This window comes from Coprobacter secundus subsp. similis, assembly GCF_015097275.1.
In the GTDB taxonomy this organism is placed as follows: Bacteria; Bacteroidota; Bacteroidia; order Bacteroidales; family Coprobacteraceae; genus Coprobacter; species Coprobacter secundus.
In genome coordinates, this window is sequence record NZ_AP023322.1 from 3,871,657 (window position 1) to 3,894,443 (window position 22,787).

Annotated in this window: 14 protein-coding genes and 1 pseudogene; 12 read left to right on the forward strand and 3 right to left on the reverse strand. The window is 37.0% G+C overall.

Features of this window, described 5'->3' with window-relative positions; genetic code table 11:
- Positions 1-37 precede the first annotated feature (37 nt).
- Positions 38-1,534 (reverse strand): hypothetical protein, encoded by a 1,497-nt coding sequence (locus tag Cop2CBH44_RS15370; RefSeq protein ID WP_200755159.1) that lies wholly within the window; start codon positions 1,532-1,534, stop codon positions 38-40.
- Positions 1,535-1,861: 327 nt separating this feature from the next.
- Between Cop2CBH44_RS15370 and Cop2CBH44_RS15375 the strand changes: the two genes are divergently transcribed.
- From Cop2CBH44_RS15375 to Cop2CBH44_RS15385, 3 genes are read left to right on the forward strand one after another with little or no spacing between them, the layout of a single operon-like run.
- Entirely contained in the window at positions 1,862-2,113 is a 252-nt protein-coding gene (locus Cop2CBH44_RS15375) for a DUF4492 domain-containing protein (protein ID WP_200755160.1), read from the forward strand.
- 18 nt (positions 2,114-2,131) lie between these two features.
- Positions 2,132-3,688 (forward strand): cytochrome ubiquinol oxidase subunit I, encoded by a 1,557-nt coding sequence (locus Cop2CBH44_RS15380; protein ID WP_021930788.1) that lies wholly within the window; start codon positions 2,132-2,134, stop codon positions 3,686-3,688.
- A 6-nt stretch (positions 3,689-3,694) separates the two neighbouring features.
- Positions 3,695-4,846, forward strand: coding sequence for a cytochrome d ubiquinol oxidase subunit II (locus Cop2CBH44_RS15385; RefSeq protein ID WP_021930789.1), 1,152 nt, complete (start codon positions 3,695-3,697; stop codon positions 4,844-4,846).
- Between the two features lie 72 nt (positions 4,847-4,918).
- Here the strand turns inward: Cop2CBH44_RS15385 and folD are convergent, their stop codons facing one another.
- On the reverse strand, positions 4,919-5,797 hold the full coding sequence (gene folD, locus Cop2CBH44_RS15390; protein ID WP_021930790.1) for a bifunctional methylenetetrahydrofolate dehydrogenase/methenyltetrahydrofolate cyclohydrolase FolD: 879 nt from the start codon (positions 5,795-5,797) through the stop codon (positions 4,919-4,921).
- A 140-nt stretch (positions 5,798-5,937) separates the two neighbouring features.
- Complete coding sequence (ffh, locus tag Cop2CBH44_RS15395) at positions 5,938-7,266, reverse strand: signal recognition particle protein (protein ID WP_200755161.1); 1,329 nt, start codon at positions 7,264-7,266, stop codon at positions 5,938-5,940.
- A 472-nt stretch (positions 7,267-7,738) separates the two neighbouring features.
- Here ffh and Cop2CBH44_RS15400 point away from each other — a divergent pair, with 472 nt between their 5' ends.
- The 9 genes and pseudogenes from Cop2CBH44_RS15400 to Cop2CBH44_RS15440 all read left to right on the forward strand — a co-directional run bounded on the left by Cop2CBH44_RS15400 (position 7,739) and on the right by Cop2CBH44_RS15440 (position 22,698).
- On the forward strand, positions 7,739-8,797 hold the full coding sequence (locus tag Cop2CBH44_RS15400; protein WP_246469137.1) for an alpha/beta hydrolase family protein: 1,059 nt from the start codon (positions 7,739-7,741) through the stop codon (positions 8,795-8,797).
- A 362-nt stretch (positions 8,798-9,159) separates the two neighbouring features.
- The gene (locus Cop2CBH44_RS15405; protein ID WP_200755162.1) at positions 9,160-10,038 is read left to right on the forward strand and encodes an AraC family transcriptional regulator; all 879 of its coding nucleotides are present in this window, start codon (positions 9,160-9,162) and stop codon (positions 10,036-10,038) included.
- A gap of 142 nt (positions 10,039-10,180) precedes the next feature.
- Positions 10,181-12,955 (forward strand): annotated as a pseudogene (locus tag Cop2CBH44_RS15410) (family 78 glycoside hydrolase catalytic domain); the annotation flags it as partial.
- A gap of 431 nt (positions 12,956-13,386) precedes the next feature.
- Complete coding sequence (locus Cop2CBH44_RS15415) at positions 13,387-14,586, forward strand: glycoside hydrolase family 130 protein (protein ID WP_021930121.1); 1,200 nt, start codon at positions 13,387-13,389, stop codon at positions 14,584-14,586.
- Positions 14,587-14,689: 103 nt separating this feature from the next.
- Positions 14,690-15,799: a glycoside hydrolase family 26 protein gene (locus Cop2CBH44_RS15420; RefSeq protein WP_021930120.1), complete on the forward strand. Its 1,110-nt coding sequence runs from the start codon at positions 14,690-14,692 to the stop codon at positions 15,797-15,799.
- 54 nt (positions 15,800-15,853) lie between these two features.
- Positions 15,854-17,242 (forward strand): T9SS type A sorting domain-containing protein, encoded by a 1,389-nt coding sequence (locus Cop2CBH44_RS15425; RefSeq protein WP_021930119.1) that lies wholly within the window; start codon positions 15,854-15,856, stop codon positions 17,240-17,242.
- Between the two features lie 105 nt (positions 17,243-17,347).
- Positions 17,348-20,449 carry a SusC/RagA family TonB-linked outer membrane protein gene (locus tag Cop2CBH44_RS15430; protein ID WP_200755164.1) on the forward strand — a complete coding sequence of 1,034 codons (3,102 nt, stop codon included), beginning with the start codon at positions 17,348-17,350 and terminating at the stop codon, positions 20,447-20,449.
- Between the two features lie 12 nt (positions 20,450-20,461).
- On the forward strand, positions 20,462-22,270 hold the full coding sequence (locus tag Cop2CBH44_RS15435) for a RagB/SusD family nutrient uptake outer membrane protein (RefSeq protein ID WP_200755165.1): 1,809 nt from the start codon (positions 20,462-20,464) through the stop codon (positions 22,268-22,270).
- Between the two features lie 29 nt (positions 22,271-22,299).
- Positions 22,300-22,698 carry an SGBP N-terminal domain-containing protein gene (locus Cop2CBH44_RS15440; RefSeq protein WP_200755166.1) on the forward strand — a complete coding sequence of 133 codons (399 nt, stop codon included), beginning with the start codon at positions 22,300-22,302 and terminating at the stop codon, positions 22,696-22,698.
- The last annotated feature ends 89 nt before the right edge of the window (positions 22,699-22,787 follow it).

A 22,787-nucleotide genomic window follows, 5' to 3' on the forward strand; every position in this document is an offset into this window, starting at 1 on the left:
CAATTGTATGAGAAAGGTAGTTCCAACGTGAGTGGAGCTACTTTTTTTGTGGACGAGTGTACCATCTGTGGCGATAACCGTACCATATTAAAAATGCGTATATTATAGTAATGGTCATGAATATAAAATAAGTTGTCCAGTTTTGCCAGGAACCTGAATTCATGAAATATCGTTGTGCTGGAAATTCCAAGAAATTTTCGGCAATAAATTCTTGCTCTATGCTTGGGACGTTGATAGTCAACCAAAAGCGAGATATGATAATGGATGCGAAAGCAAATAACCAGCCTGCACTTTTTTTGAGATTATATTTTTCTAAAATTAAACATATCGGGAATGATACAAAGGGTAGTAGTGTTATCATATAACGGCTTTCACTGTTAAGAGACAGTATAATGAGAGAAAATATGATGAATATGAATCCATAACCATATTTTGCAATATATGAGATATAAAATTTCCATAAAAATATGATTAATAGGGCAATAGGCCCAAAGTAAATGAAATGTGCTTCTAAAAATACGATGGGTTTGGCAATTGCACGTAAGGATGTCTGAACAATTAAAGCTTGCAAATCGAAATTGCTCTCACCTTTTGCAAGTAGATGGATTATTATATAAACCGAGCTATAAATAGCGATAAGAAGAATAAAATTGGAAAATCCTGTTTGTCTGAAAAAATCTCTAATTGTATATATAATATCAAAATGAAATATTTTAATTGTTCGATATATATAAATAGAAAGTGCTATCAATGAGAGTATCAAAATGTATATATGGTCGTATGTTGCAACATTGAAAGCATATAAGGCTTTTAAATCTCCATGCCTGAGATATAGGTACAAGCAAAGTGCCGGTATGATTAGCATAGCTCCAGTTTTGCATAGGATTAGTAGTATATCGTTTTTTCTGTTCAATAGTTTTTGACATATTAATGGGCTTGCTTTTGGACTGAAAAAAGCTAATGCTAACGATGTTATCAGGAGAGTGGGCCAAATGAATGCACCAATGATTCCGGTGAGGACGATAAGCCATTTTTTCCTTTTGATGAAGAAATAAAATATCATTATACCGAGCATAAAAGCGAATATGTCAGTTTGAAAAGGGTAGTAGCCGAGATGTTTTAGAATAGGATAGTTATAGAAGATAGCTGAAAAAGCTATAATTTCGAGGGTTGTGTCGAGTTGTAATGTGTTGCTCGTTTTAAAAAAGTAGATAAGACTTACAATGACAGCCAATATGCATAATACAATCATAGCAGTCATTATCTGGGTATTGCTCTTGTCCCATCCGAAAATATTGAATATAGTATTGATAAGAGCAAAAGGGAGTATACGCTGTATTTTATATGTATTGTATGAGTCACCATTTATCTTTTCACTAAAGGTTTGAGCCATTTCACGATATTCTCTGCCATCCCACCCTGATTGTTCGAAACGAGCTACTTTTTCTCCGGTGAGTGTAAATAGTAATATAACCGTAAGGAGAGTAATTAGGATGATACGTGTTTGAGTAAATAAGGTTTTAATAAATTTCATAATAAGTTATTTATGACAAAAATAATTGTTGAATATGAAATTTATATTATTTCCCGAAGTTTTTTTTGCAGATAAAGTTTGAACAAAAACGTTTTAAAATTGTTACACAATGAGTATATGTAGGCGAGTCGATGAGGCAGTTGCTATTATTGTACATTGTATATGTTTTTAATATAATGAAGATATAGCAAGAATAATTTGTATAATTAACATACGATAAAAAGGAAACATTTTATATATTTGTAGTAGAGGTATAAAAAATAATTATCTGTTTATATTCGAGGAAGTATTTTATATTCCTAAATCTTAATGAAAAGCTTGTAATATATGGCGCAGTCAGTTGTATCCCGAAATATTTTTGTCCGCATATTTTATTTTTATCTTAATGGTTTTAGGAGTATGACATTGGGACGGACTTTATGGACGATAATATTGATAAAGTTGTTTATCATGTTTTTTATTCTGAAGCTATTTTTCTTTCCGAATGTTTTGAATACTAATTTTAAGACTGATGCAGAACGGGCTGAACATGTAAGTAATGAATTGGCATTGCCTATTTCGAATTCTGATAATAAATAACTTGTAAAAAATAAGAGTATGAATGATTTATTTTCGGTTGTGGATTGGTCTCGGGCACAGTTTGCCTTGACAGCCATGTACCATTGGCTTTTTGTACCACTTACATTAGGCTTGGGGCTTATTGTTTCTATTATGGAGACAATATATTATCGTACTGGGGATGAAAGTTGGAAGAGAATAACTAAATTTTGGATGACGCTTTTTGGCGTAAATTTTGCTATTGGTGTTGCGACTGGTATTATTCTCGAATTCCAGTTTGGAACCAATTGGTCAAATTATAGTTGGTTCGTAGGAGATATATTCGGTGCGCCATTAGCTATTGAAGGTATTATGGCGTTTTTTATGGAATCGACTTTTATTGCGATTATGTTTTTCGGCTGGAATAAGGTAAGTAAGAGAGCTCATCTTGCTGCTACTTGGCTTACAGTAATAGGTGCTACAATCTCTGCATTATGGATATTGGTTGCAAATGCCTGGATGCAATATCCGGTAGGCATGAAATTTAATCCTGATACGGTACGAAATGAAATGTTTAGTTTCTGGGAGGTCGTTTCTTCTCCGGTAGCTGTCAATAAGTTTTTCCATACAGTTACTTCAGGTTGGGTGTTGGGCGGTATATTTGTAATGAGTGTCAGCGCTTGGTATATTTTGAAGAATCGAGAAATGAATCTGGCTAAACGGAGTATGAAAGTCGGTGCATGGGTAGGTCTTGTCGGTATGTTGATTGTCGCTTATACCGGTGATGGCTCGGCATTTCAGGTAGCAGAGAAACAACCGATGAAATTGGCGGCTATGGAGGGCGTTTATCATGGAGAAAAAGGTCAAGGATTAGTTGCTTTTGGTATTCTTAATCCGGAGAAGAAAAGTTATGCTGATAATGAAGATGCTTTTTTGTTTGAGATAAAAGTTCCTAAATTGTTGTCTATTTTGGCTACGCGTCAGGTCGATGGATTTGTTCCTGGAATAAATGATATTATAAATGGTGGGTATGTAATGAAAAATCTGGCCGGGGATGAGATTGTGGCTCCGTCTGTGATGGAAAAAATGGCTAAAGGTAAGAAAGCAGTGGAAGCTCTGAGCGCATATAAAAAAGCACAGAAACAAGGGGATGAAGAAGCCATGATTGCTGCAGGAAAGACCTTGGATGAAAATTATGAATATTTTGGTTACGGATATGTAACAGATCCATCACAAGTGATTCCTCCTGTTCCGTATGTATTTTATGCTTTCCATGTTATGATTACATTGGGATGTTATTTTTTACTGTTGTTTATTGTTGTATTATGGCTCATACGAAAAGATCGTCTATATAAGATGAAATGGATGCTTTGGGTTTGTGTGATTTCGTTGCCTATTGCATATATTTGCCTCGAATCGGGCTGGATTGTCGCAGAAATGGGGCGTCAACCTTGGGTAATAGAGAGTATTATGCCAACATTTGCTGCTATATCAAAAATAGGTGCTGCTAATGTACAAACTACTTTTTGGATGTTTGCCGCATTGTTTACAGTATTATTGATTGCAGAGGTAGGTATTATGGTGAAACAAATTAAAAAAGGAACTGAACAAAAATAGAATATTATGGAACTGAATGAATTTTTTTATCAGCACTATTGGTGGTTTCTTATCTCTCTGTTGGGTGCATTACTCGTTTTTTTGCTTTTTGTTCAGGGAGGGCAGACCTTATTTTCGGCAGTAGCCAAAAAACCGATTGAAAAGACTATGCTCGTAAATTCTTTAGGACGTAAGTGGGAGTTTACGTTTACTACTTTGGTCGTTTTCGGAGGTGCATTTTTTGCATCATTTCCGTTATTTTATTCTACCAGCTTTGGTGGAGCTTATTGGTTATGGATGGCTATATTGTTTAGCTTTATTATACAAGCGGTTTCATATGAATATCGTTCCAAAAAAGGTAATTTATTGGGAACTAAGGTGTATGATATTTTTTTATTAATAAATGGGTTTGTTGGCATTATCTTATTGGGTATCGCTGTGGGAACGTTTTTTACTGGAGCTGATTTTAGAATAGATAAGAATAATTTGATGGATGTATCTATGCCAGTGATTTCGACTTGGCAAAATCCGTCTCATGGTTTGGAGGCCATTGTTGATTGGCGCAATTTGTTGCTGGGCGTTACGGTATTTTTCTTGGCACGTGTACAGGCTTCTCTTTATTTTATGAATAATATAGATGATGATACGATTTATATCCGTTGTCGTCGACAGGTATTGTATAATGCGATTCCGTTTGTAGTTTTGTTTTTGACTTTTGTTGCTGTAACGTTGTTGTCCGATGGCTATGAGTTTGCTGACGGAAGTTCTGAAATATATGTACGACCGTACAAGTATTTCTTTAATTTGGTAGAGATGCCTTGGGTTGCTGTCTTATTTTTGGCAGGTGTAGCAAGTGTCTTATATGCTATAATACGAGCTGCATTTGCAACGAAATGGCGTTTGGGAATATGGTTTAGTGGTATAGGAACGGTGCTTGTGGTGTTGAGCCTGTTTTTTTTGGCTGGATATAATAATACGCCTTATTATCCTTCAGCTACCGATATGCAAAGTTCATTGACTATTTATAATAGTTCATCAAGTTTGTTTACCCTTGAAGTAATGAGTGTTGTATCATTGCTGTTACCATTTGTATTGGGCTATATTTTCTATGCTTGGCGGGCGATGGACCGAGCACCTATTACTGAATTGGAAATGGAGAGTGGAGAACACAAGTATTGATGTATCTAATCATTGAGATAATATAATAAAAGGGGTAATATTAATTACCCCTTTTATTATATTAGGAATAGATTAATAGATAGCTTTCTTACCGGCTAACAAAGTATTACGCATTAATGATACAATAGTCATAGGGCCTACACCTCCCGGAACAGGAGTAATATAGGCGCATTTGGGTGCTACTTCATCAAATTTCACATCACCAGTCAATTTAAAACCTGATTTAGTTTTATCAGAAGGTACCCGTGTAGTACCTACATCTATAACTGTTGCACCTTCTTTAACCATGTCTCCTTTTAGGAATTCTGGTACACCTAAAGCTGCAATGATGATGTCAGCTTGTAAACATATTTCTTTTAGATTTTGGGAATAGCTGTGACATACTGTTACTGTAGCATTTCCGGGGTTACTTTTTTGCATCATCAGCGTGGCTACAGGTTTACCTACGATATTGCTGCGTCCTAATACAACACAGTGTTTGCCTTTGGTCTCTATGTTATAGCGTTTTAGTAATTCCATAATGCCAGCAGGGGTTGCCGATACGAAACATGGCAAGCCGATAGACATACGGCCTACATTTATAGGATGAAAACCATCTACGTCTTTTCGATAGTCTACAGCTTCAATAACTTTTTGCTCTGAAATATGTTTAGGTAAAGGTAACTGTACGATGAACCCGTCAACGTCATCATCTTGGTTGAGCCGTTCGACTTCGGCAAGGAGTTCTTCTTCGGTAACGTCGTTCTCAAAACGGATTAAGGTGGATTTGAAACCGCACTGTTCACACGCTTTTACTTTATGGGCTACATATGTTTCACTTCCTCCGTCATGGCCTACTAAAATAGCAGCCAAATGAGGTATCTTACCACCGGCAGCTTTAATTTCTTCTACTTCTGCCGCAATTTCTTTTTTAATCTGATCGGCAATAGCCTTTCCGTCTATCAATTGCATAATGTATATAATATTTATAATAACAAAACCACCGGTCTCGAATATGCCTTGCTACAGTAGAAGGAAAAGTCTTTTTTTATTTTGTAGCTTGAGTATTTCGGAAGCGGTGGTTTTCATGTTTGACCTTTTATATTAAAATTTTACCGTCTTTTTATTCCTCGCATCATTCGAGCTGGATTTTTTGCTTGTGTTACCATTCGCATCATTTTCCGTGTTTCATCGAATTGTTTAATCAACCGGTTTACTTCTTGAATGGAAGTTCCGCTACCGGTAGCAATACGTTGGCGGCGACTGCCGTTCAATATTTCCGGATTTGTCCGTTCTTTGGGAGTCATGGAGTAGATGATAGCTTCGATACTTTTGAACGCATTATCATCGATATCCATGTCTTTTATTGCTTTGCCTACTCCTGGAATCATTGATGCCAGTTCTTTCAGATTACCCATTTTTTTTATTTGCTGTATCTGACTGATAAAATCATTGAAATCAAACTGATTCTTGGCAATCTTTTTTTGTAGCCGTTTAGCTTCTTCTTCATCATATTGTTCTTGAGCGCGTTCGACAAGAGATACTATATCTCCCATTCCCAATATACGGTCGGCCATACGAGCTGGATGGAAGACATCCAATGCTTCCATTTTTTCACCGGTACCTACAAACTTAATAGGTTTGTTTACAACAGTACGTATAGAGAGCGCGGCACCACCGCGGGTATCACCATCAAGTTTGGTTAAGACGACTCCTGTGAAATCGAGGCGGTCATTAAACTCTTTTGCTGTATTTACAGCATCTTGACCTGTCATAGAGTCTACGACAAACAAGATTTCCTGAGGGTTTACAGCGTCTTTAATAGCTTTGATTTCCTGCATCATCTGTTCATCAATAGCTAAACGACCTGCCGTATCGATTATCACTAAGTCATTACCATCTTGACGGGCTTGTTTTATGGCATTTTGTGCAATTTGTACCGGATTTTTATTCCCTTCTTCTGTATAAACCGGAACTTGTATCTGTTCACCTAATACTTTTAATTGCTCAATGGCAGCCGGACGATATACGTCTCCTGCTACCAGCAACGGCTTCTTTGACCGTTTGTTTTTCATCAGGTTGGCCAATTTACCAGAGAAGGTTGTTTTACCTGAACCTTGTAATCCTGACATTAATATGATAGCTGGATTGCCACTGATTTGTACGTCAACAGCTTCACCTCCCATCAGGGTTGCCAATTCATCATGTACAATTTTGACCATCAATTGTCCGGGTTTTACTGATGTAAGTACATCCATCCCCAGAGCTTTGGCCTTTACAGTATCGGTAAATTGCTTGGCAACTTTATAATTCACATCGGCATCAAGTAATGCGCGGCGTACATCTTTTAATGTTTCTGCTACGTTTATTTCAGTGATTTTACCTTCACCTTTTAGTATTTTAAACGAGCGTTCAAGTCTGTCACTTAAATTCTCAAACATATATATTTATTTTCCTTTTGATAATCGTATTTTATTTGAAAATACAAAAGTACAAAAAAGCTTGATATTCTCTAAATTTTATATAGAATGAAATAAACAAATTAAAGATTGAGGATGATACTAAGAATTCATTAGGTACAACTATTGGATAATTTTTAAGACATTGGATAATTATGAATAAAATGGATATCTTTGTGAGTGATTAAATGTCAGTGAAGAATTAGTATTGAAGTAGTATAGTGTGTGGATAGTTATTAATATATAATATCATGAAATCGTTTTTTTAGTAATTTTTCTTTTTTTTATTTATGACGCTTGTTATGGTCAAGAGATTGTTAAAGGTATAAATTATGATGAAGATAAGGTCCCGGATTTTGTATTACCCGATCCTTTAGTTTGTAATGATGGACAGAAAGTGACATCGGTTAGAGAATGGGAGGATAAAAGGCGTTTGGAAATTCTAGATTTGTTTATGACACATGTTTATGGACGTACGCCTTCTGAAAAAATAACTGTTTCTTATACATTATTATCATGTAATCCAAAAGCATTGGATGGAAAGGCTACTTGCAAACAAGTCTTATTTTCTTTTACGAATGGGGAAAAAGAAATAGAGGCTATATTGTTGTTATATATTCCAAATTTGGTAAAGGGTAAGGCTCCGGTGTTTGTCGGGTATAATTTTATGGGAAATGCAAGTACGACATTAGATCCCACTATTTATCACTCTCCCGGACTTCGATTTGTATATGGAAAAGATAGCCCTGTATGGAAGCGGGGTGCGCAGAAAAATCGTTGGTGTTTCGACCAAATCTTGGAGCGTGGGTATGCTGTCGCGACTATGTGTTATCATGATATTTATCCAGATCAAGTGGGCATGCGTGACTATAGTGTAGCGTCTCTTTTTTCCGATTATATTCCAAGATCTAGAAAACATGATGAATGGGAAGCTATCGGAGTTTGGGCTTGGGGTGCCAGTCGTATAGTCGATTATTTAGTGCAGGAAGATCGAATTGACATGGATCGTATTGCAATAGTGGGGCATTCTCGTCAAGGGAAAGCTGCATTATGGGCTGGAGCTCAAGATATGAGGTTTAAGGTGGTAATATCAAATGAGTCTGGATGTGGTGGAGCGGCTTTATCTAAGAGGGTTTATGGAGAAAATATTGCTCGTATAACTACGGATTTTCCTTATTGGTTTTGTCCAGGCTTTAGTCGATATGCGGGAAATGAAGAGGAGCTGCCTTTTGATCAACATGAATTATTAGCTTTGATTGTACCACGATATCTTTATGTTGCTAGTGCAGAGGGAGATTGGTGGTCTGATCCGAAGGGTGAGTATTTGTCTGCATACTATACAAAAGATATATATCAGTTATATGGAATGAATGGCCTGGAGTCAGCTGAGTTGCCATTTGTAAATCAGCCTATATTGAGTGATGTGGGTTATCATATTCGAGAAGGGAAACATGATATAACAGATTATGATTGGGAATGCTTCATGAATTTTTGTGATTTGCATTTGAAATAATAGTTTCTTTATACAATTATTAAGTTGTTTGTTCGTTTTTATAATGATGGGATAAGAATATCTGATAGTGTTAATTATGAATGATTGTATAAAGAATGTGCTGGTATAGGGATAAGTTTTATTTTTATCGTATGGCTATTGGATAAATTTGTTTTTATGTCCTTTAAATATATAGATGTTTTTATAATAAAAGTGTAGAAAAAATGTTTCCAATTTGTTTATAGGTACAGTTTTGGATTTGATTTTTTTATTGTTGCTTTTGAATAATTATGTTTCTCGAACAAGAAAAATTTTATATTTAAAATATATTATAAAAAGATTAAGTATATTTGAAACGGTATCTAAATGACTAAGTATTAACCATGAATACTGTATTCAGAGAAGTAACGCCATTATCGAACAAAGATTGTTTTATGATTTTTTCGAGGGAAAAGACGGAATTTACTTTTCCTATACATACTCATGCCGAATGTGAACTTAATTTTATAGAGAATGCTGCCGGTGCGAAACGCATCGTTGGAGACAGTATTGAGGAAATTGGAGATTTGGAATTAACTTTGATTGTAAACCCAAATCTTGAACATGGTTGGACAAATCACAATTGCCATTCAAAGGAAATAAAAGAAATTACGATACAATTTCATCGTGATTTGCTAAATGACCAGTTGTTACAGAAAAACCAATTGTGTTCGCTCAGGGAGATGCTTCAAAGAGCGAATTATGGATTGACATTTTCGAGGGGAGCCATTGAACAGATAAAAGAGAGGTTGTATTCTTTATATTCAGAAAAGGAAGGAGCTCATTCAGTGTTTAAACTTTTTGGAATATTATATGATTTATCTTTAGATACGTCGATGAGAGAATTGGCCAGTCCGACAATGGAGAGTGATGTTAAAATATATAAGAGCCGTCGTATAGAAAAGGCGTATAATTATATGTTGGAAAATTATTCTCGAGAGATACATCTTTCAGATGTTGCCGGTTTGGTAGGGATGACAGAAGTTTCTTTTAGTCGTTTCTTTAAAAAGCGGACAAGTCGAAGTTTTGTTGATTCGCTGAATGAAATTCGTTTGGGATACGCTACTCGTATGCTGGTTGATACGACTACCAGTGTTGCTGAGATTTGTTTTGCTTGTGGCTTCAATAATATATCAAATTTTAATCGGATTTTTAAAAAAAAGAAAGGATGTACGCCAAAAGAATTTCGAGAAAATTATACTGAGTCCCGTATTTTCTTATAGTCTTTGTTTACTGTATTTTGTAGAGAAAGTATCAGTGTTGGATAATAAAGTATTCTTTTTACAAAATATGTAGAATTATTTTTGCATCATTGGATAAATAATAAATAAAAAAAGGTGTGCAATTATGAGCCGATTGAGACTATTGTATAGTTTAGGTACTGTTTTTTGTCTTTTAAATTCTCTTATTGTTTTTGGTAAAGGGGGGGAAGGTAAAAATATTTTGGATGTTTCGGTTTCTAAACTGAAAGATTTACGGTGCGAGTATTTGGATAGTCCGTTAGGAATAGATGTTCGTCAACCGCATTTGAGTTGGAAAATGGAGATTCCGACAACCGTCCGCGGGAAAAAACAAACAGCTTATGAAATTTTGGTAGCAAGTTCAGCGGAATTGTTAAGGCAAAATAAAGGTGATTTATGGAATAGTGGATGTGTCGTTTCAGATGAGTCGGTTAATATAGTATATAAAGGAAAGTCTTTAAAAGCAAATCAAAAATGTTTTTGGAAAGTCCGTATATGTGATGAGCAAGGTAACTGGTCGGCATGGAGTTCTCCTGGGTTTTGGCGTATGGGATTATTTCCAGATAATTGGTCAGGTCAATGGATCGGGTGTGAGTTGATGGAACGACAAAGTGTCGGTGGACAAAAAATAGATAATAAAATGTCTGACCCATGGTTCCGTAAAACGTTTGATTTGCCGGAAGAAGTTCGGGATGCTATTATATATATAGCGTCTATCGGTTATCATGAGTTGTATGTTAATGGCCAAAAAGTTGGAGATGCCGTTCTTTCACCTTCGGTTACCGACCATAAATCCCGTGCTCGTTATATGGCTTATGATATTACGCAGTATCTAAATTCTGGCGAAAATGTGATAGCTTTATGGCTGGGAGTTTCATGGTCGATATTTCCGGCCTATCAGCGTGTAGGGGAGCCCGCCATACCTATGGCCTTGGTCCAAACGGAGATGGAACTTCTATCTGGGAAGAAACAACGACTTATTTCTGATGAAACTTGGAAAGTGCATGCCAGTCCCAATACTTTGATTGGCTATTGGGAAGCGCACCATTTTGGGGGAGAGTTTTATGATGCTTCGTTAGAAAAACCGGGTTGGAATACTACAAGGTTTGATGATACTGATTGGCTGGAAGCTAAGGTCTATGAGCCTAAAATTGTTGTATCTGCGGATAAGACAGAACCGAATCGTTTGGTAAAAGAAATAAAACCTCTTTCTGTCAGCGAAATATCTCCGGGTACATATAGGGTTGATATGGGGATAAATTATGCTGGATGGTTTGAGATGAGACTCGATGGTCAGCCTGGTGATTCTGTCATGTTTCAATTTTCTGAAAGAGAAAGTGATACTGTAAGTTTTGGTATACATAGTATTTATAAAATAGGCCCTACTGGAGAGGGAAAATTTTGTAACCGTTTTAATTATATGACCGGCCGTTGGGTACAAGTAAGTGGTTTACGGTCGAAACCGGAATTGAAAGATATTCGAGGATGGTTGATTCGTCCTGATTATCAGCGTACAGGAGGTTTTGAATGTGATATACCTCTCTTGAATGATATATATAATACGACTTTGTGGACTTTTGAGAACTTGAGTTTAGGGAATTATGTCGTTGATTGTCCACATCGGGAACGTTGTGGTTATGGTGGAGATGCTTTGGCTACCACACGTGCAGCATTGGGCAATTATGACTTAGGGGCATTTTATTATAAATGGATGGAAGATTGGAGAGATGTGCAGGTAGAAGATGGAAATGTTCCTTATACGGCACCTACTCGAATTGGAGGAGGTGGACCTTCATGGAGTGGCTATTGTATTACATTACCTTGGGAAATGTATCGGCAATATGGGGACGAACGTGCTCTTTCCGAGAGTTTTTCGATGATAAAGAAATGGCTTGATTTTGTAGAGACACATTCCCGTGATGATATGTTGGTTCGGTGGGGAGGAAAGTGGAGTTTCTTGGGTGATTGGCTTTGGCCTTCTGCTTGGCCGGAACGTAAAGCTATGGAAAAGCAGGGTAAAGCACTTGGTGATACTCGGGAGACTTTGTTTTTCAATAACTGTCATTGGATTTATAGTCTTGAGACAGCGGCCTCTATCGCAGATATATTGGGTGATGCAGATACTGCAGAAAGTTATCGGAAAAGAGCATCTTTGGTGCGTAAGGCTGTACACGCAACTTTCTTTAATGCTGCAGACAATAGTTATGTAAATGGTTATCCTGCATATCTGGCTATGGCAATAATGGTGAATTTACCACCTCAGGATTTGAAAGATAAAGTTTGGAAACGACTTGAACAAGAAATTCTTATAAATCGTAAAGGGCATTTCTGGGGAGGTATTACGGCTGGTTCATTTTTGTTTCATACCTTGTTAGACAGTGGGCGTAATGATCTTATATATGAAATGGCAACAAAAGAAGATTTTCCAAGTTGGGGATATATGTTGAAGTGTGGAAATGGTACTTTTTTTGAAGATTGGGAGTGTCGAGGTTCTGCTTTACATAGTTCTTATTTATATGTTGGTAGTTGGTTTATTGAAGCATTAGGAGGAATACAGCGGCCAAAAGCAGGATTCAAACATTTTGTTATTGCACCTTGGATTACAATTAAAGGTCCGAAACGGGTGAAGTCTCATTATAATTCTATGTATGGAGATATCAAGTCTGAGTGGACTCTTGAAGGAAAAACTTTAAGTATGCGAGTAGTCGTTCCTCCAAATACGACTGCAGTCTTGAAGCTGCCGGGGGTTAATTGTGCTTCTATAAAAGAAAGTGGTCGTAGTTGGAGACATTCAGAAGGTATAGAATTAGTGTCTCAAAAAGATAACATTGTATCTTTTTTATTGCAACCGGGAGTTTATAAGTTTGGAGCTGTAGTGGACAGGCTAATTGATGAATAAGGAGAAAAGTAATAATAAATGTAGAGGTTTATATTCTTTTGTAGAAAATTGTAGGGTATGAAATTTTATCTTGGGATAAAGATATTGCTTATATTTTTGAGCTGTTATCTTGTGGAATGTTTCTAATTTGATATGTTTGTTTTTGGGGGAGTAAAGTTTTGTTTTTTATAATGACAATTTTAAATGGGAATAGTTAATTCTATAAATATATATAATATGGTGTATTTTATGTCGTTATTACAAGTACAACGTAGGTAGATTAATTGCAGAAGTAAAGTAAAATGAGATATTAGGATATAAATGTTTTGCTCAATAATATTTTGTTCAGAAAGTACAAGTTTTGGATAATAAAGTATTTTTCTTGCCATATTTCAACCTATATATTTGTAACTATAATTACAAATAATATTATCGAAAATAATATGGATGGTATGAGTCTTCTTTTTGATCAACGATTGAAAGAGATTACGCAGGAACATGAAATGTTGTTGGGGCGTAAGAACGAACCGATTAAACCAGGTAATGGTATTTACATGCGTTATAAATATCCGGTTTTAACGGCAGCGCATGCGCCTTTGGAGTGGAGATACGATTTTGATCCGGAAAAGAATCCGTATTTAATGGAACGGTTTGGAATAAATGGAACATTTAATGCCGGGGCTATAAAATGGAATGGTAAATATGTAATGATGGTTAGGGTAGAGGGGAATGACCGGAAATCTTTTTTTGCTATAGCAGAAAGCCCAAATGGAATAGATAATTTCCGTTTTGCTGATTATCCGGTTGTTATCCCCGAAACGGAAAAACCGGATGTAAATGTATATGATATGCGCTTGACTGTACATGAAGATGGTTGGATATATGGTATTTTCTGTACTGAACGAAAAGACCCGGATGCTCCGGCAGGAGATTTGTCTTCGGCTGTTGCTGCTGCCGGAATAGTGCGTTCTAAAGACTTAAAAAACTGGGAACGTTTGCCGGATTTGAAGTCGAAAAGTCAGCAGCGTAATGTTGTATTGCATCCGGAGTTTGTGAATGGGAAATATGCTTTATATACACGTCCACAAGACGGTTTTATTGATGCCGGTAGTGGAGGTGGCATCGGTTGGGCATTGATCGATAGTATGGAAAATGCAGAGGTTAAAGAGGAGAAGATTATAAATTTCAGATATTATCATACAATAAAGGAGTTAAAAAACGGAGAGGGGCCTCATCCATTAAAGACCTCAAAAGGTTGGTTACATATGGCACATGGCGTGAGAGGATGTGCTGCCGGTTTGAGATATGTATTGTATTTATATATGACAGACTTGAAGCATCCAGAGACGATAATAGCTGAACCGGCGGGCTATTTTATGGCTCCCTTGGGGAGTGAGAGAGTGGGAGATGTTTCGAATGTGTTGTTTTGTAACGGATGGATATTGGACGATGATGGTACGGTATTTATTTATTATGCCTCAAGTGATACACGTATGCATGTTGCAGTATCTACAGTAGATCGTTTATTGGATTATTGTATCAACACTAAATCTGACGGATTGCGTTCAATGACTTCTGTACAGACTTTGTGTGCATTGATAGACAAAAATATGGCAAATAAAAAAGAAGAAATATTGGCAGCAAAATTTTAGTCTTTTGTATGTAATAGGATAATGGAAGATTCTAAGTGTTAATAGATATAAAGGATAAATTCATCACATTGTAATAGGTATATAACAAATAAATAAAGAACCCATGAAGAATATATGTTTGATCGGAATGATTATGCTTGTTTGTTTCTCCTGTAAGACGACTCAGAAAGAGAGGATACCGGTAGATTCTCAGGCTACACAGGAAACAGTAGCTTTGTATAACCGATTGTTTGGTTTAATGGAAAAAGGTATTATGGTAGGTCACCAAGATGATCCGTTATATGGACATGGTTGGTATGGAGAAGATGGCAGATCTGATGTTAAAAGTATGACAGGTGATTATCCTGCTATGTTCGGATTTGAGTTGGGACATATAGAGTTAGGAGCAGAATATAGCCTTGATTCAGTGTATTTTAGACAAATAAAAAAATATGTACGGGAACACCATGCCCGGGGAGGTATTTCTTCTTTTAGTTGGCATGCCGATAACATTGCTACTGGAAATTCTACTTGGGATTGTGCCCAGGACACAGTAGTTCGTTCTATTTTGCCAGGAGGTAGCCTTCATAGTGATTATTTGATGTGGTTGGACCGTTTAGGAGATTTCTTTTTAGATTTAAAAGATGATAACGGGACATATATACCTGTTATTTTCCGTATGTATCATGAACATACTGGAGATTGGTTTTGGTGGAGTAGTAAACAATCTACTCCCGATGAGTATAAGCAGTTATGGGTAATGACAAGTGATTATTTGCGGAATACGAAAGGGGTGCATAATCTGTTATATGCTTATTCTTCTTCCAACGTACAGAGTAAAGAGCATTATCTTGAACGTTATCCGGGCGACGAGTATGTTGATATTTTGGGTTTTGATCATTACTTAAAAGGCCGTAGTGAGGAGAATGTAGACCAATATAAAATTGATTTTGAGAGAAATATACAGATTGTGACAGATTGTGCTTCTCAATCAGGGAAACTTCCTATAGTAGGAGAGACAGGAGAAGAATCGATTTGGGATACTTCTTATTTTACGAGTATTGTTTATCCAATTATCAGTAAATATAAATTAGGGTGGATATTATTTTGGCGTAATGCTTGGGAGCCGGATAAACCAAATCATTATTATTTACCTTTTCCCGGGCATCCGTCAGAAGCTGATTTTAAGAAATTCATTGAAAAACCTTTAATGTTGATGAATTCTGATATATAAATATAATATGGAATAAATGTGAACTTAAGTGTTTAATCTTTAAAATTTAAAATTATGAAAAATGTTTTCTACAAAAGTATGTCTTTGGCAGTATCAGCTATGATGCTGTCAATGAGTGCAAGTGCTCAGTTTGCCGGGGGGACGGGTTCGGAAAGTGATCCATATATTATAGAAACGGCGGAGCAACTGAATGAGGTGCGTAATTATCTGGATGGAAATCATTTTCGTTTGAATGCGGATATTGATTTGACAGATTATCTTACTACTAATTCTGCAGAAAGTGGATGGGAGCCTATAGGCGCTGCACCTGAAACAGGTATTACTGGTTCTTTTGATGGCAATGGTCATGTAATATCAGGGTTTTATATTAATAGACCTCAACTTGAAAATGTAGGGTTATTCGGATGTGTGAAATCGAGTGGTAAATTCGGTGTAAAAAAGTTAGGTTTGATTGTTGCTGACGGTAAAGAAGTTAGAGGTTTAAATAATGTCGGTGGTATTATTGGCCAAGTTCCTTATACAGGACAGACTATTACGATGACTGAATGTTTCGTTATCGGTAATATATATGCAGTTGGTGATGGACAGAAGACTGGAGTTGCAGGTCCTATTGTTGCCATGACATCGGCTTTGGGTAATGTTGAAGTAGTGAATTGTTATACTGCAGGTAAAGTGTATGGTTTTGCTAAAGCAGGAGGATTGGTAGGCCAAGGATATAGAGGTATCAAAATAGAGACATCTTATTCTGTTTGTGAAGTAGAAGCTGGTACTAATGCTGCAGAATCTAAAGCTGGAGGTCTTATTGGAGAATGTGGATTTCCGAATGGTTCTGCAATTCGTCATGATGTAATTGCTTCTATAGCTTTGAATCCTTCAGTAAAAGCTCCTAATTCTCCTGCTGCTAACGTGGGACGTTTGGTCGGATACGAGAAACCGGAAAATCCGACACCTTATATGTATGAGTATGCATATGCTTGGGCTGATATGCCTGTGAATGAGGCGATAGTTACTGATGGTCTTGAAACAAATAAAAATGGGTTGAACCAATCATCGGAAGAAGTAGTAAAAGAAGATATATATTTTGGTGATGATTATTTGTTTTGGGACCCTGCAGTTTGGACGATGGGCAATGGTGATTATCAATTACCTATTTTGAATGTTTTTGCTGAAGATAAGCAACCTACAACTAAAGTTGCTCATTTACCAGGAGAAACCTCTGGCATTATATTGGCAGCGGCAGATGATATATGTGTGTATCCAACGGTAACAACAGGTAAAGTATCGATTGCCAATAAAGTTGATGGATCTGAAGTTTCAGTATATGACTTGACAGGAAAACTTGTGATGACAAGCTTTGACTCAGAGTTGAATATATCTTCTTTGAATGCAGGTATATATTTGCTGAGTGTTGATGGGCAAGTTGTTAAGATTGTGAAAGAATAAGCTTTGAATAGGACAAGAGTGAAAAAACGAATAGCAAAAGATATTTTTCACTCTTGTCTTTCTACTCTTAACTGTTTGAGAATAACATTAATTAAAAAAAATAACATGATTAAGCATGCAAAAACAGATGTATCTGGTCTTGTAAAACCAAAGAGACGGATTACTGCATTAATAGCTGTGTTAATGCTGATGTGTTTGTCATCGGCATTTGCCCAAAGGTCGAAGAAGGTGACAGGTACGGTAAATGATGCCACTGGGGAACCGATGATAGGGGTGAGTATTGTTGTGAAGGGTACTACGGTTGGTACAGTAACCGATATCGATGGGAAGTATTCAATAAATATTCCCGCTGGAGATAAAAATTCAACTTTAGTTTTTACTTATATTGGTTATTTGAAGCAGGAAGTACCTACAAACGGGAAAAGTTTGGTAAACGTTGTCATGAAAGAGGATAATCAGACTCTTGACGAAGTTGTCGTTGTTGGGTACGGAGTACAAAAACGTGTGAATATGACGGGCTCTGTAGCTTCGGTAAAAGCGGAAGAGATGACAACTATGCCGGTTGCCAATGTTTCCAATGCATTAGGAGGACGAGTTTCAGGTCTGGTTACTCAGCAGGCGTCTGGAGAACCGGGAAATGATGCTTCTACATTATACCTTCGAGGTAATAAGAATCCTCTCGTATTGGTCGATGGTATCGAGAGTGATTATAATATGATCAATATGGAGGAAGTTGAGTCTGTAACTTTATTAAAGGATGCATCGGCGGTCGCACCTTATGGATTAAAGGGAGCCAATGGTGTTGTTTTGATTACTACAAAACGAGGAAGTAACTCGCAAGGAAAAATAACATTGAATTATAATGGAGAGTTTGGTTGGCAGAAACCTACTAATACTCCTGAATTTATGAATGCAGCTGACGGGCTGCGATTGAAAAAGAAAGCATATGAAATGGATGGTATGATGGATGAAGCCAATGCCATTACAGAAGAAATGCTTGCAGCACATGAACAAGGAACAGATGCTTACCCGAATACCGATTGGGTAAAAAATTATATGAACACCTCTACCAGTCAGAAACATAATATTGTACTTAACGGGGGCAATGATTTGATAAGAGCTTATGTCGCTTTGGGATATATGAAACAAGGCAGTATGTTTAGTGATGACCAATATTACCGTCGTTATAATGTACGAACCAATCTTGATTTGAAGCCGACCAAAACAACGACTATTTCTGCTGATTTAGGTCTTGTTTTTGATCGTAAAAGGACTAATTCGGCATCTGCCGAATCGGCAATGACCAATATTTACCGAGCAAAGGCTACGGAAGCTGATGTGTATAGTAATGGATTACCTGCTTTCCAGTCATCTATAGGTGGTAGTATGTATCAGACTATATATGGAGGTGGAGAAAAGCGTAATGAAAATAATTATCAGAATATAAGTTTATCAATAAATCAAGAGTTACCATTTTTGGAAGGTTTATCTGTAAAAGGATTGTTCAATATGAACCGTAAGGATACGCATTCTAAAAACTGGAATGTTCCTTATGATTATTACGTATATGACGCAGCTAATAATAAGTATAATAAGTCTGAACTTCAGACAGATGAGGAGTTGTCTCAATCATCAAAAATAAAAGCTTATTATACCGTACAGGCATATTTGAATTATGCTAACTCATTTGGTGACCATAATATTTCGGGACTTTTTGTTTATGAGCGTCGTTGGGGTGGAACCAAGCTTGATTATAGTGCTCGTCGTGTAGGCTTTGATGTTTTGATTCCTGAATTGAATATGGGCTCTAAGGATAATCAGTACAATTCTGGTACTTCATCTGCTGAAGCTCAAGATGGTTTCGTATTTCGTGTTAACTATGATTATGCACAGAAATATTTGGTAGAGCTGGCCGGACGTTATGACCGCACTTACCAGTATGCTCCTGGTAGTAGAGCTGCATTTTTCCCGTCTATATCGTTAGGATGGCGTATTTCAGAAGAACCTTTTATGAGTGATATAAATATTATTGATAACTTGAAATTTAGAGTTTCTTATGGAAAATCGGGTAATCCGGTAGGTAATCCTTTCCAATGGAGCCCCACCTATACGATAGGAGACGGTTATGTGTGGGGAACAGGAACTCAAACAACAGCTTCAGGGTTGTACGAAAGTGCAGAGCCTAATCCGTATTTGACATGGGAAAGTGTATTGAAAGCTAATGCCGGATTTGACTTGTCGATGTGGAACGGATTGTTGGGAGTTGAGTTCGATGTATATCGTGATTATCGAAAAGATAAAATTATTGTCCCGACTGATGATTTCCCTACTGAATATGGTATTAAACCTTCACAATATAATGCCGGAAAGGAGGAACGTTATGGAGTTGACCTTACTGTTACCAACCATACGAGAATAAATAAAGATTTTTCAATAGATAATTCATTCGTTTTTGGATTTTCTCGTGATAGACAAATAGATATTGCTGAATCGATGGGAACATATAGTATTCCACGTTTTAGACGCACCGGTAAATCTGCATCGCAGTTGAGAGGATATATTGCCGAAGGATTATTTGCCAGCCAAGAAGAAATAGATAATTGGGCATATCAGAGTGCGTCGACTCGTCCTGGGGATATTAAATATCGTGATATAAATGGGGATGGAAAAATTGATAATGAAGATGAAACCATTATCGGTCGTACCCGTGTCCCGGAGATTATGTATGGCTATACTCTTGGTATCAAATTTAAAAATTTTGATTTGAACTTGTTTTTACAAGGTACAGGACATTCTGATTTTTATATGGGGCAGGACGCTAGCGGTTCGTCTGACCGAGGAGTACGTTTCCCATTTGAGAATGATAAACCTCGTAAGGACCATATAAATTCATGGACGGTGGATAATCCTAATCCGAATGCCAAATATCCGCGTTTGTCAACGATTGAAGGTATGAATTATACAACGTCTTCATTCTGGGTAGTGAATACAGCATATTTGAAATTGAAATCTTTGGAGTTAGGATATAATTTCGAACAGCGATTGTTGCGGAAAATTCATGTAGATAAATTGAGGTTATATTTGAATTTTTATAATCTGTGGACTATCTATTCGGCTATGCCGAGAGATTTTGATGTGGAGAACCAAAATTATAATGCTTATCCACAGCAGTTTATAACTTCATTGGGTGTTAATATAACATTTTAACAAGAAAAGATTATGAAAAAGATGATGATATTGGCCGTAGTCGGGGTAGGTATTTTTTTTAATTCTTGTACCGATTTTATGGATATAGAATCCAGGACGGCAATTACAGATGAGGCTGTTTGGTCAAGTAAATCGGCCACCGGTATGTATGTGAATGAGACGTATAATAAAACGTTGGATGGTCCTTTGTATTGTATGACTAAAGGAATTCGAGATTGGTATTCTTTTGACCATGCTTGGACGGATGATATGGGTATTTCGGGATTTATTTCATTGTCGGAGTTTAGTTTTACGGCAGCTACGATTCCTGAACCTTTTAAAAGTCGTTGGGACGCCCTTTATGAAAATATTCGTAGGACAAATCTTGGGTTGGAGAAAATTGCGGCTTCTGAAGTATTGTCTGACACTGAAAAGGAGCGTTTTTTGGGAGATATGTATTTCCTTCGTGCTTTGAATTATCTGGAACTTTGGCGTTTTTGGGGTGGAGTACCTTTGGTAAAAAAGGCTTTGAATAAAGAAGTTGATGATATTTATTATGAGAGGAGCACCTCGGAGGAGACTATGAAATTTATTATAGAGGACTTTGGGGAAGCTGCAAAACGTTTGCCTAAGCGTTCGGAGCTTCCTGCAGAGGAGTATGGCCGAGCTACTAAAGGGGCGGCTGTAGGTTTTCAGGCTGTAACCTATTTGCATGCAGCGGGAGTAATCGATGCCAAATATTATGAGGATGCAGCTAATACAGCAGATATATTGATTAATGGAGAATTAAAGGGTGAGTATAGTCTGTTCCGGGAAAATGACGGAGATCCTAACGAGAAATCTACAACAAAGAAATTGAGTAAAAAGGCCGAAAATTTTGCCAATTTATTTTTGGAAGCGTATGAAGGTAATGAAGAGGTGATCTTTGATGTACAGTATAAAAATCCGGAGCGTCATCAGCAGGGATATCAGACTATTGCAGCTCCTGGATATCCGGGAGTGGGCAGTGATTATGGATGGGGAAATTCGAATCCGTCTCAAATGTTGGTAGATGCCTTTGAAATGCAGGATGGTACTCCATTTGATTGGAATGATCCAGAAGAGGCTGCTCATCCTTATGAAAATCGGGATGCCCGTTTTTACGCTTCCATATTGTATGACGGTGTTGTGTGGAAGGATTCGACACTTTCACTTAGTACCAACCGGTATGTTTGGGATGAGAATGATAGGAGAAAGTGGAAGAATGTAACAGATAATTTACCGAATGGTTTGTATTGTTCTAAAGTAGAAGCAACTAAAACCGGTTATTTTATCCGTAAACATCAAAATGAAGCTGTAAGTTGTGGTACAAAAAATAGATATTTAAACAGAGATGGTGAAGGAGGAAATCTCATTGTATTGCGTTATGCTGAAATACTGTTGACTTATGCGGAAGCGAAGAATGAATTCTCTGGGCCTGATCAAACTGTATATGATGCTATCAATCATGTGCGTCGTCGTGCCGGGCAACCGGAAATATCGGGATTGGGACAAGCGGAATTGAGAGAGCGTATTCGCAATGAGCGTCGGGTAGAGTTGGCGTTTGAGAATAAACGTTATTTCGATATTATGCGTTGGCGAATTGGAGACAAAGTCCTTGTAGGTCCTTTTTATAAGATGGAAATTACTTATCAAAGACCGGCAGAGATGGTACCGACGGCAGTTTCTGTACCGAGTTATAATCCGCGGGCAGTATATTTTACGAGAATTTTCGATTCGCAGAAAAATTATCTCTTACCTATACCGCAACATGCGATAAGTCGTAATCCCAAACTGGCAGGACATCAAAATCCAGGGTGGTAATAGTTTATAAATGAAAAAAGGAAAGACTTATGAAAAAGTTGATATATATATTATTTGTTGCTTTATTGTCTGTGACGGCCGGATGTTCTAAAATCGATTATGAAATAAACGATGCGTATGAGACGGCAAATATAACAGGGATAACTATTTATGCGACAAGCGAAAATCCTGTAAATATTATCGAGTCTTTTGAGATAGATATGGAAAATGCTGTCGTTGAGGCTTTTGTTCCGGAAGGGACCGATTTGACTCATCTTAGACTGGTATTGACTATATCTACCGGAGCGACTATAACTCCGGCATTAAGTGGTTTCACGGATCTTTCTACTCCTAAAGAGTATACCGTAACTTCTCCTAACGGTATTAAGCAAACAAGTTGGAAGGTAATTGTATCCATAACACCTCCTGGCGGTGTAGGGAATGAATAGTCGGGCTATTGCGATTGAATAGTTTAGTTTTTTAGGCTAGTTAAGTATTGTTGAAGAAGTGTAATGTCCATCTAAATCTTTTTCATTTG

What these genes read in the sequence shown, in the direction of transcription:
- Cop2CBH44_RS15370 (WP_200755159.1), bottom strand. Translation starts at nt 1,534, where the DNA reads ATGAAATTTATTAAAACCTTATTTACTCAAACACGTATCATCCTAATT.
- Cop2CBH44_RS15375 (WP_200755160.1), top strand. Translation starts at nt 1,862, where the DNA reads ATGGCGCAGTCAGTTGTATCCCGAAATATTTTTGTCCGCATATTTTAT.
- Cop2CBH44_RS15380 (WP_021930788.1), top strand. Translation starts at nt 2,132, where the DNA reads ATGAATGATTTATTTTCGGTTGTGGATTGGTCTCGGGCACAGTTTGCC.
- Cop2CBH44_RS15385 (WP_021930789.1), top strand. Translation starts at nt 3,695, where the DNA reads ATGGAACTGAATGAATTTTTTTATCAGCACTATTGGTGGTTTCTTATC.
- folD (WP_021930790.1), bottom strand. Translation starts at nt 5,797, where the DNA reads ATGCAATTGATAGACGGAAAGGCTATTGCCGATCAGATTAAAAAAGAA.
- ffh (WP_200755161.1), bottom strand. Translation starts at nt 7,266, where the DNA reads ATGTTTGAGAATTTAAGTGACAGACTTGAACGCTCGTTTAAAATACTA.
- Cop2CBH44_RS15400 (WP_246469137.1), top strand. Translation starts at nt 7,739, where the DNA reads ATGACACATGTTTATGGACGTACGCCTTCTGAAAAAATAACTGTTTCT.
- Cop2CBH44_RS15405 (WP_200755162.1), top strand. Translation starts at nt 9,160, where the DNA reads ATGAATACTGTATTCAGAGAAGTAACGCCATTATCGAACAAAGATTGT.
- Cop2CBH44_RS15415 (WP_021930121.1), top strand. Translation starts at nt 13,387, where the DNA reads ATGAGTCTTCTTTTTGATCAACGATTGAAAGAGATTACGCAGGAACAT.
- Cop2CBH44_RS15420 (WP_021930120.1), top strand. Translation starts at nt 14,690, where the DNA reads ATGAAGAATATATGTTTGATCGGAATGATTATGCTTGTTTGTTTCTCC.
- Cop2CBH44_RS15425 (WP_021930119.1), top strand. Translation starts at nt 15,854, where the DNA reads ATGAAAAATGTTTTCTACAAAAGTATGTCTTTGGCAGTATCAGCTATG.
- Cop2CBH44_RS15430 (WP_200755164.1), top strand. Translation starts at nt 17,348, where the DNA reads ATGATTAAGCATGCAAAAACAGATGTATCTGGTCTTGTAAAACCAAAG.
- Cop2CBH44_RS15435 (WP_200755165.1), top strand. Translation starts at nt 20,462, where the DNA reads ATGAAAAAGATGATGATATTGGCCGTAGTCGGGGTAGGTATTTTTTTT.
- Cop2CBH44_RS15440 (WP_200755166.1), top strand. Translation starts at nt 22,300, where the DNA reads ATGAAAAAGTTGATATATATATTATTTGTTGCTTTATTGTCTGTGACG.